The sequence below is a fragment of the Paraburkholderia sp. genome, assembly GCF_034668105.1.
GTDB lineage: Bacteria > Pseudomonadota > Gammaproteobacteria > Burkholderiales > Burkholderiaceae > Paraburkholderia.
Window position 1 is genome coordinate 1 of record NZ_JAXDPY010000149.1, and the last position, 2,785, is coordinate 2,785.

The 2,785-nt window shown below is 64.1% G+C and carries 1 protein-coding gene and 1 pseudogene; both read left to right on the top strand.

Going from position 1 to position 2,785, the window contains the following annotated elements; all coding sequences use genetic code 11:
- A partial coding sequence (gene flhA, locus QOC89_RS06785) for a flagellar biosynthesis protein FlhA (protein ID WP_323044323.1) occupies positions 1 to 1,786 on the top strand: 1,786 nt, incomplete at its 5' end.
- A gap of 356 nt (positions 1,787 to 2,142) precedes the next feature.
- Positions 2,143 to 2,785: pseudogene (locus tag QOC89_RS06790) on the top strand (flagellar biosynthesis protein FlhF); the annotation flags it as partial.

Sequence of the window (2,785 nt, forward strand, 5' to 3'; positions counted from 1 at the left end):
CGCGGCCGGCCAGGTGATCGAGTCATTCGGCCACTTTCTGGTGGGCGGCAACTTCGCGGTCGGTATCGTCGTCTTTGTCATTCTGATGGTGATCAACTTCATGGTGATCACCAAGGGCGCGGGGCGGATCGCGGAAGTGTCCGCGCGCTTTACGCTCGACGCGATGCCCGGCAAGCAGATGGCGATCGACGCCGACCTGAACGCCGGCCTCATCAACGAGGATCAGGCCCGCAAGCGCCGGCTGGAAGTCTCACAGGAAGCCGAGTTTTACGGTTCGATGGACGGCGCGAGCAAGTTCGTGCGGGGCGATGCGATCGCCGGTTTGCTGATCATGGTGATCAACATCCTCGGCGGCCTGGTCGTCGGGATGCTTCAGCACGGCATGGACTTCGCGTCCGCGGGCAAGACCTACACGCTGCTGACGATTGGTGACGGGCTCGTCGCGCAGATCCCGTCGCTCGTGATTTCGACGGCGGCCGGTGTAATCGTCTCGCGCGTCGCGACCAACGAAGACATCGGCACGCAATTGACGGGGCAGTTGTTCACGAATCCGCGCGTGCTGGCGATCACCGGCTGCATTCTCGTGCTGATGGGCCTGATTCCGGGCATGCCGCACTTCGCGTTTCTGCTTCTCGGCGGCGGGCTGATTCAACTCGGCCGCACGATGAAAAAGCGCAGCGAGGACCGCAAGACCAGCACGACGCTGGTCGACGTCGCGCCGGCCGCGATGGCGCCGGTCGAAAACACCGAAGCCAGCTGGGACGACGTGACGATGATCGACACGCTCGGTCTTGAAGTCGGCTACCGCCTGATCCCGCTGGTCGACCAGAACTCGGACGGCGAATTGCTGAAGCGGATCAAGAGCATCCGCAAGAAGTTCGCGCAGGAAATCGGCTTCCTGCCGCCGGTGATCCATATCCGCGACAACCTCGAATTACGGCCGAACGGCTACCGGATTGCACTCAAGGGTGTCGAGGTGGGCGTCGGCGAAGCGTATCCGGGGCAGTGGCTGGCGATCAACCCGGGGCAGGTGGCCGCCGCGCTGCCGGGTACGCCGACGCAAGACCCGGCGTTCGGTTTGCCGGCGATCTGGATCGATACGAATCTGCGCGAACAGGCGCAGGTGTATGGCTACACGGTAGTCGATTCGAGCACCGTGGTGGCCACGCACCTGAATCACCTGGTGGTCGCGCATGCGTCCGAACTGCTCGGCCGCCGCGAAGTGCAGGCGCTGCTGGAGCGCATGCAGAAGGACACGCCGTCGCTGGTCGACGATCTGGTGCCGAAGTCGCTGCCGCTCACCACGCTGCAAAAGGTGCTGCAAAACCTGCTGGAAGAAGGCGTGCCGATCCGCGATATGCGCACGATTCTCGAAGCGCTGTCCGAACACGCGCCGAAGATCACCGACGCGCATGAGCTCAGCGCCGCCGTGCGCCTCGCGCTGGGCCGGGCGATTACGCAGCAGTGGTTCCCGGGGCCGGGCGACATGCAGGTGATGGGCCTCGACCCGAATCTGGAGCGGGTGTTGTCACAGGCGCTTTCTACTGGCGCCAACCCGGGCCTGGAACCGGGCCTCGCGCATACGCTGCTGAACGAAACGCAAAAGGCGATGACGCGTCAGCAAAACCTCGGGCTCGCGCCAGTGCTGCTGGTGCAGCACGCGCTGCGGCCGATGCTCGCGCGCTTCCTGCGCCGCAGTTTGCCGCAGTTGAAGGTGCTGTCTTATGCGGAAGTGCCGGATACGCGCAATATCAAGGTGGTGAATCTGATCGGGGCGCATGGTTAAAACGCCGCGCAGTTGTACCCGATAGATCGTTAGACGCCATTTATCCAGACCGATGGCTTCCGCCGGCGCTCCTTCGAGCGCCGGTTTTCATTTCGACGCCTGAATCTTCGTGTAGCAAGCAGCCGTCGGAGCACATGCTGAGCTCCCGAAAGCGCGCTCCGGCGCCGCCGGAAAGCCTGTCTCAAACCATGGCGCGTGTGGCTCGACGCACCTTTCCATCGCCCGAATTGCCCGCCTTTACCCGTCTTTATCCATCGATCGTCACTCGACGCGTTTCGCAATAATGGCCTCAATGGGAAGCGGTATGTTGCCGGTCCGTTAGTCCGTAAGTCCGTTTAGCTCTTCGGGGGTCCAGCTTGAACATTCGTAAATTTGTCGGTGCTACCAGTCGCGATGCTCTGCGTCTCGTGCGCGAAGCCTTGGGCCCGGATGCCGTCGTTTTGTCCAATCACACGATGGACGACGGCAGCGTCGAAATCGTCGCGCTGGCCGACAGCGACCTCGCCGCCATCACGCCGAAGACGCCGCGACGCAACGCAGCCGCAGCGCTGGCCGCGCCGACGAATGCAATGGCTTCACAGCAGCCCACGCTCGTCGCACCGCGCGCGATGCAAGCCAACCCGTATGCGAGCGGCATGCCTGATGTGTTCTCGTCGGTGTTCGGCGCAAGCCCGGAAGCGGGCGCCGAGAATACGAGCAGTCATGCGGCTTACGCCGACACGGGCGCCGACGATGCCCCGGTCTCCACCGCGAAACTTGCCGCCGCACCGAATGCCGCGTCGACGGGCGCCGCCAAAGTGCAACACACCCCGCCGGCGACGCCTGCCGCATCGTTCGCACCGACCGCTTCACAAGTGGCCAGCATCGATAAACCCAGCGCCCGCGCTGCGGCGACGCGTCTCGCCGAAGACCTCCGTGCGGATCTACTCAAAGCCGCCGGTGTGCCGCCCGCGCCCGCTGTTCCCGCCGCTGAAGTTCAAACGCCGCGCACGATGGCCG